7 protein-coding genes are annotated in these 7,154 nt (G+C 63.7%); 5 read left to right on the top strand and 2 right to left on the bottom strand.

Annotated elements, in window-relative coordinates; genetic code table 11:
- The first annotated feature begins 1 nt into the window (after position 1).
- The 5 genes from CUREI_RS11440 to CUREI_RS11465 all read left to right on the top strand — a co-directional run bounded on the left by CUREI_RS11440 (position 2) and on the right by CUREI_RS11465 (position 5,885).
- On the top strand, positions 2-2,218 hold the full coding sequence (locus CUREI_RS11440) for a hypothetical protein (RefSeq protein ID WP_144242400.1): 2,217 nt from the start codon (positions 2-4) through the stop codon (positions 2,216-2,218).
- A 1,143-nt stretch (positions 2,219-3,361) separates the two neighbouring features.
- The gene (locus CUREI_RS11845; RefSeq protein ID WP_038610312.1) at positions 3,362-4,771 is read left to right on the top strand and encodes a peptidoglycan DD-metalloendopeptidase family protein; all 1,410 of its coding nucleotides are present in this window, start codon (positions 3,362-3,364) and stop codon (positions 4,769-4,771) included.
- A complete protein-coding gene (locus tag CUREI_RS11455; protein ID WP_038610314.1) occupies positions 4,771-5,139 on the top strand; it encodes a hypothetical protein in 369 nt (122 codons plus the stop codon). Before CUREI_RS11845 ends, CUREI_RS11455 begins: the two co-directional genes overlap by 1 nt.
- A complete protein-coding gene (locus tag CUREI_RS11460; RefSeq protein WP_038610316.1) occupies positions 5,129-5,599 on the top strand; it encodes a hypothetical protein in 471 nt (156 codons plus the stop codon). The genes CUREI_RS11455 and CUREI_RS11460 overlap by 11 nt, the downstream gene beginning before the upstream one ends.
- On the top strand, positions 5,580-5,885 hold the full coding sequence (locus CUREI_RS11465; protein ID WP_038610318.1) for a hypothetical protein: 306 nt from the start codon (positions 5,580-5,582) through the stop codon (positions 5,883-5,885). The genes CUREI_RS11460 and CUREI_RS11465 overlap by 20 nt, the downstream gene beginning before the upstream one ends.
- A gap of 146 nt (positions 5,886-6,031) precedes the next feature.
- Here the strand turns inward: CUREI_RS11465 and CUREI_RS11470 are convergent, their stop codons facing one another.
- The gene (locus CUREI_RS11470; RefSeq protein ID WP_038610320.1) at positions 6,032-6,478 is read right to left on the bottom strand and encodes a hypothetical protein; all 447 of its coding nucleotides are present in this window, start codon (positions 6,476-6,478) and stop codon (positions 6,032-6,034) included.
- A 2-nt stretch (positions 6,479-6,480) separates the two neighbouring features.
- Positions 6,481-6,897 carry a hypothetical protein gene (locus CUREI_RS11475; RefSeq protein ID WP_038610323.1) on the bottom strand — a complete coding sequence of 139 codons (417 nt, stop codon included), beginning with the start codon at positions 6,895-6,897 and terminating at the stop codon, positions 6,481-6,483.
- Positions 6,898-7,154 lie beyond the last annotated feature (257 nt).

A 7,154-nucleotide genomic window follows, 5' to 3' on the forward strand; every position in this document is an offset into this window, starting at 1 on the left:
AATGGTTCGTGTTTCTGGCCCGTTGCGGGTTGTGACGGATAGGCCGCTGCTGGTCAGCCAGGTGCGGGTGCGTGCTGCGCGTGACCGTGCGGAGCAGGGTGGCCTGACTACCTCGTTTGACGATTCAGTACCCGTCGATGGCGGGCAGCTGGACATGGTGGTGCTTCCTGGGCCTGCGGTGATGATGCTTGAGGTCACGGGCGGCTTCTCCCATGCGGTGAAGCTAGTCGTGCCGGACGTGGCGGAGGCGACACTTGAGCAGTGTGTGGTCGCTGCCCAGGTGGCGGGCGATACTGACCGGCGTGTGTTGGAGCGTCTTGCGGGTGAGGTGGCGCGTGACGTGGCTGCCGTGTCGGACGCGGCGGCCAGGGCTGAAGCCTCCGCAGGCAAGGCCGCCGCCTCCGAGCAGGAAGCGACTCGGCAGGCTGAAGTAGCGACGGCGGGCGCTAACCGTGTGGGGTCGGCGGAGCGCGTCTTGGAGGCGGAAGCGGCGGCGGTTGGTGCTGCCACGTCGGCGGCCGAGGACGCTGAGGCTGTGGAGGCGTCTCGGGCTGCGGTTGCTCAGCTTTCGCAGCAGGCGGAGCAGTCGAGCGTTGCTGCGGCGGATTCGGCGAGAAAGGCGTTCGATTCGCAGACTGTAGCCGATGAGAAGGCTTCCGCTGTCTCCCGCACGCTGTCTGAGTTCTCCGCTGGTCTGGACCGCAATCAGTCGCTCTATGAGTCGCTGCAGGACGCGCTGGCCACCACGGAGGCGTTCAGGAGCAATCAGGCGTTTTTGGAGGAGGTCAAGACCCTTCTCGCGGAGGGTGACGCCGCAACCATTGAGAAGATCACTGGCGCAGCCCCGGAAGCCTTGGACACTTTGGGTGAGCTTGCGGCTGCTCTTGAGTCCGGCGACGAGGCTTTGCGCACGCTGATCGAGTCGAAGACCTCTCGTCTGCGTGGCCTGCCGGAGCCTATGGCGAAGCAGGTGGACGTGGCTGCGCTCGTCGGGGAGAATCGCGCCGGATTGGCGGAGGGCCACACGTACAGTGACCCATCTACGGAGCAGGTGATGGGTATGGTGTCGGCGGCGATGGCGTTGGCGCGGGGCGTGAAGCCTGCGAGCCTGCCGGACGGGGCGGAGGTCATCGAGGGGTATTCGGCTGCGGCGAAGCGAAACGTGCGTGTCCTCCGGAGCACGCCTGGCAACGGCCTGTATTGGGGGATGTGGGTATTCCCCGTGGACAGTGTGGTGTCGGGTGTTGTGGAGGCCCCGCACCCTGTTTTTGACGGTGGCTCCGATGACATTGCTGTGCAGGTGTGGCAGCGCTCCCCTGCGGGGACGGTACTAGCGGTGGCTGGGTCGCACCGCACAAACCCGGACGGTACTGACCCTAGGGATGCTGCCCACAATACGAAGTCGATGTGGCACAAGGTGACCACGAAGATTGCGCAGCCGGGGCAGCCGGAGCTGCAACTGCATGGTTTTGGTGATGCTTCGATGCCTGGTGTGGGGGCGGTGGTGTCGTCCGGGTCGTCCCCGCTGTCGGCGGGCGTGATCCGCACGGAGGCCTTCATCGCATCCGCTGGTATCACGACGGCACGCCAGTGGGACGGGTCAGCCACGAAGCTCATCGGCATGGCGAACATTCAAGGTGACGTTGCGGCGCAACGCGGAAACCCATTCCTGCACATTGAGCTGGCGAAGACGGTACGTGACAACCCGCAGAAGCTGGTGGACGCGATTGTTGGAGCGGGCTTTCTAACAGGGGAGAATGCGGCGCTGCTCACAAACGAGTACCCAAAGCCAGTAGGCTCCGCTAACTCCCGTGGCTCGTCGATGACGGCGGCGCGGGCTGACCACACGCACCGACTGGTGCAGAATGACCCTGCTGACGGTGAGGTTGTGGTGCGTCAGGATGGTGGGTGGCGGTCGGTGCCTACGTCACAGATTGCTCCGCCGATTCCGCAGAGTGTGTTGGACGCTACTGCCCAGGTCGAGGCTGCTACTTATAGTGCGACTGCTGGCACCATCATGAGGCGCACGTCGAAGGGAGCTGTGTCGGTTGCTGATCCGACTGCGGGGGTGCATGCAGCGAACAAGAACTATGTGGACGCCACTGTGCAGCAGGGGTTGGACACGGTGGTGCGGGAGGCGCGGGCGTACACGGACGCGCTGATTGTGGAGGGTGACACCGGCGCGGCGGACGGCAAACTGCACATCGTCTACGAATAGGAGCGGGCATGCCTATTTATCATCAGGGCCGGAAGGTCAAAGACGTGTTCCACCAGGGCCGGAAGGTGAAAGAAATCTGGCACATGGGGCGGCTCATCTACGCCGCGTCGCGGATACGTGGGTTCGAGGGCTTCATCGACCAGATGGACTTCCGAATGGCAGCCGCGTCCTTGACTGCGACTACCGCGACAGTACCCGTCCGCAGCAGCAAGCGAAGCGAGTTGCACATGGTGGCGGGGAGCGACTCCGCCCTTACCGTGACGCAGGGTGGTAGGCGCGCCCTCCGCATGGAGGTGCGGGGCGGAATGGTCTACGCGGAATCCACGTCTCCGAGTGGCCAAAGAGTCATTCTAAGCGCGCCGTGGACAGGCGGCATGCACGCAGTAGCGCTTTTGACGGATTTGGACGGACTGACCTCATATAAAGTCACGCTACTGATCGATGGTGTGCAGGTCGCTACTACCGTCAACAGCGGCGGCATATTCAACAGCCAGGATGTTTTTACGCCTGGTTATGCGTCAGTCGCCGCCACGAACACCGCCGCGTGGGGCTTCAGAGGGGGCCAAGCCGATAGCCCTGATTGGATTGCGGAGACGCTTCGTCCCGGCTTCGTGTCGTGGCGCACCGTGTCACCCAGCATTCAGCTGTTGGTGCCTGGGGGTGAGGTTTCGGCGTGGGCCTATAGCGGCGGCCAGGGCGGCCAGGGCGGCGGCACTGACCGTGCGGGCAAGAAGGGTGCACCCGGAAACGGTGCGCCGGTGTCGGGGTTCACTCTCGACATGCTCCCCAACGTCACTGTAGGAGAAGGCGGCAAGAGAGGTCGGGGGAGCTCGATTTCGAGTTCCGGCAACGTGGGTGTCCCCGGCGGTCCCACAACTATCGGCGGCTGGTTCACCACAGCCACAGCCACTACACGCCCCACTCCCCAAGCATGGGGTAGCACATACACCGGCACCATCCCCGGAGAAGGTGGTGCAGGAGGTAGCTCAGGCAATAAGACCGCTAGTGGCTATGGGGGTGACGGGTCTTCCGGCGAACCGGGTGGCCTCGTCATCGCCCGACGCTGGCCATAACACCCCACTAACACACAACCCCTGACCGCACACGCGGCAGGGGTTCACTCATACCCAAAAGGAGGACACAATGAGTTACCGCAGTTGGCCCCTACCGCGCAACAAAATCCGCATCACGTCGCGGTTCGCTGGCCGCACAAACCCCGTCACCGGCAGGCCGGAGAGCCACTCCGGCACCGACTTCGCAGCCCCGGACGGCACACCGTTCTACGCCGTCGCGGACGGCACCGTGCAGTACATCGGTAAGGCGTCCGGCTACGGGCAGTGGATCGTCATCGACCACCCCGCCGAGGTTGGCGGAGGGTGCTCCGAGTACGGCCACATGTGGAACGCCTCCGCCACCGGGCTGAAGGCGGGCGACCGAGTGAAGAAAGGCCAGCTGCTCGGTTACGTCGGCTCGAACGGTCAATCCACGGGCCCGCACCTACACCTCACCATCTACGAGCGCGGCTACCGCTCGAAACGCGTCGACCCCGAAACCTGGCTAGCCGGAGCAGACTACCCAGGCGAAGCACCCGCCAAACCCTGGACGCCACCAGCGGTGCCGGGCACCATCTTCGGTATCGACATCTCGAGCTGGCAGAAGAATTATCCGCTGTCGAAGGTCAAGGCGGACGGCATGGAGTTCGTCATCATCCGCTTGTGCGACGGCACCTACCAAGACCCGCTGTTCCAGTCGCACCTTGAGGACGCGGAGAAGCAGGGTCTGCTGGTGTCCACCTACTGGTACCTACGCGCACCCTCCGAAGGCACCACCATTGCCCAGCAGGTGGACGTCATCGACAAGCAGATGAACGGGCGGCGTGACCTCGGCGTGTGGATTGACGTCGAATCCGTCGACAAGCAAGGCCGCGCCCTGCTCACCAAGGACGATGTGTGGGCGGCGAAGCGCGAACTCGAAGCCCGCGGCTACCACGTGCCCGGAATCTACTCCGGCGCGTGGTACTGGGAAAAAATGCCCGGCGGCGAACCGCCCATGCACGGGCTCGGCCACCTGTGGGTGTCCAACTACGGCAAGAACCGCAAGGGTGACCCGCGGGAGACGTACCTTGCCGACGGTGGGGCGAACCACCGCGGCTGGACGTACCCACTCGGCGACCGCAAGCCGGACATTCTGCAGTTCGGCTCCGAAGGTGTCGTGGGCGACCACTACCCGGTCGACGTGAACGCCTACCGCGGCACCCGAGATGAACTCGCCCGAATCTTTAACCCGAACAACACCAAGGAGGAACCCATGACCACCTCCTACCCGTGGCCGGACAGCCCCGCCGCACTCAACGACGCGAAAACTGCCGCCCAGGCCGCAGCCCGCGACGCTGCGGACATCCGCGAGCAGCTGCGTGGACGCGGAGACGCGGGCTGGGAACAGCTCGGCCAAAACCAGAACGGCCAGAACCTCACACTCGTGGACGCGGTAGCTGCACTACGCCACGACGTGGCGGAATTGTCCCGCAAAATCGACCAGATCGGAGCCAAGTAATGAACACGAACATCTTGGAACGCGCCGTCAAGGGCGTGCGCAGCAAGCAGTCCTCACTCGCATTGCGTAAGGAGTCCCTGTCCGCCCTCGCTGCGCTTCTGGCGTGGATGGTCACGCTCATTGCGGAGAATGCTGACACTATCCCGGCTGCGGCTGGCAGTGTGGGCCAGGTGGTGGCGGTTGCGGCGTCGGCGTTGGCGTTTGGTATCGCCCGTTTCACTGTTCCGGCGTTGACGGTTGGGCAGCAGCAGCAGATCATTGCGGAGGCGGAGCGTATTGAGCGTGCCGATTCGGAGGCTGCGGAGCCGGTGACGCTGCCGGTCTACACTGGCCCGACTGTGAACGGGGGGAAGCACCGTGCCGATTGAGCACCTACCGGAGCGCATGAAGCCGGGTGCGCGGCAGGTGCGTGACTGGGCGCGCACCGTCGGTCCCGCACTTCTTATCCTCGGTGTGGGCGCGGTAGCTCGCGGCATCTCCTACACCCCGTTGCTCATGTCGGAGCATGCGCGGCAAGCGCATCCGGTAGAGGGAACATTGCCCATGTCGGTGTGGGCGTGGGTGTGGATTATCGCCGGGGTGGCTGCGATAGTGGCGGCGTGGTGGCCGCGTGCCGCCCCCGTGGCGGTTGGTGCCTGCGTCGGCTTGAACCTGCTGTGGGGCGCGTCGTTTATCGCGGACGCGATTGCGAAGGGCGCCGTGCGTGGTTGGCTACCCGCAGTCGGCTACCTGTCCATCGCAGCCCTCGTCCTGTGGGCCGTGTGGTTCGGTAGTCGTGAGCCGACGGTGAGCAGGGAGGAGATCGCTTGTGAGCTTCGACGTGAATAGCGTCGCCCCCATCATCATTGCTGTAGTCACAGCGCTAGGTGCGTACGCGGGCACGAAGGTGACTACAAAGGCGCAGAAGGAGGCCGCGGAGCCCGCGAACTGGCAGACGTTGACCACGGAGATGAAATCCTTCTTCAAAGAACAGCTGGCGGAGCGCGACAACCGCATTGACGCCCTTGAGTGCGAGCTGGACGCCACCCGCGCCTACATCGACCACCTCTCCACCATTCCCGAATTCAAAGACCCACCATTCCCCAGCTTCAACAAGTGGCGCGCCTGCCGCTAACCCACCTGGCCCCCATTCTGGCTATGCGCCAAGGTGGGGTCTTTTTACGTTTGTGGGGTGTGCTACATTCTGGGTGTTCCCCGCCTTGCGGGGGTGAGCCGTAGTACAAAGGCGGCTTCTTTCTGCCCCGCGTTAGCGGGGTTTTCTTATTTCACCCAGCGCTGCACCGTGGACGGGGTGCGACCGCACAGCTTCGCCACCTGGTACGCAGTCACGTCGTACGACATAGCGTCGCGCACCCACTCCGTGCGGGCGTCTTTCAGCTCCGTGGTGACCGCTTCGAGCTCGCGCACCTGGTCGTCGGACCACTTAATCTGGGCCATGTAGACGGCCTGGTGGTAACCGTCGCGCCCAGCCCGCGCCTTAGCGAGCGCGTCCGCAAACAGGCTTTCCACCCACACGCGCTGCTCCGGTGCAAGCTCGGACATGGCATTGTCGTAGTCGGCTTCCGACGCGGCCAAGCTCTCGCGTGCGGAGCGCAGTGCCACGGCGTTACCGCCGGCGACCTCCGCGCCCACAGCCTTAGCCGCCAAGCCGATGAGGATGATCTTCTCGCCAATGTGGGAGAGGGTATCCGGGCTGATGATTTGCACGGCTAGTTCTCCTGCTCGAAGTAGCTGGCGACCTGCTCTGCGGCCTTCGGGATTTCCCGGTCGCGGAACTCGCGCATGAACGCCTCCACCTCGCCTAGGCGGCCCGCGTCTGCGAGTTTCGGCAGAATGTTCATGCGTTCGCGGCGGGTTTTGTTTTCGAGGAAGTGCGCGTACATCTGCTTCGAGGAGTCGTAGTCTAGTCCGTGGTGCTCGGCGCGGATGCGGTCGGCGAGGCGGGGGTTGATGACGTCGAGCAGCTCAAGCTTTGCGATTGCTCGGCTGTGGTGGATGTCCATGATGTTGGTGTAGGCGTCCCAGGATTCGTCGTCTTTGTAGTCGCGGAGGATGTCGAGGTGGGTTGCGTAGATGCTGTTTTCGAGGATCTGGGTGGTGATGGTGATGATCTGTTGGCGGTTCATGGTGTCTCCTTGTGGGGGCTGTTCTTTGCTTGTGAATCCATTATGACGCATTGCGCACTAGTATGCAATGCGTACTAGTGTAGGGGTAGGAAACGGGGGTGACGCCAACGCCCGCGGGTCACTGTCGCGTCACTTTCCACAGTGACAGCACAGTGAGGAAAGTGACACCGCAATTACGGCGGGAGGTCTGGAGGTTGGGGGAAAGTTGAGGGAACGTACCTTCTTCCCCTGGTGAATATGCCGGTGGGCGGGGTGTC

This window comes from Corynebacterium ureicelerivorans (genome assembly GCF_000747315.1).
GTDB lineage: Bacteria > Actinomycetota > Actinomycetes > Mycobacteriales > Mycobacteriaceae > Corynebacterium > Corynebacterium mucifaciens.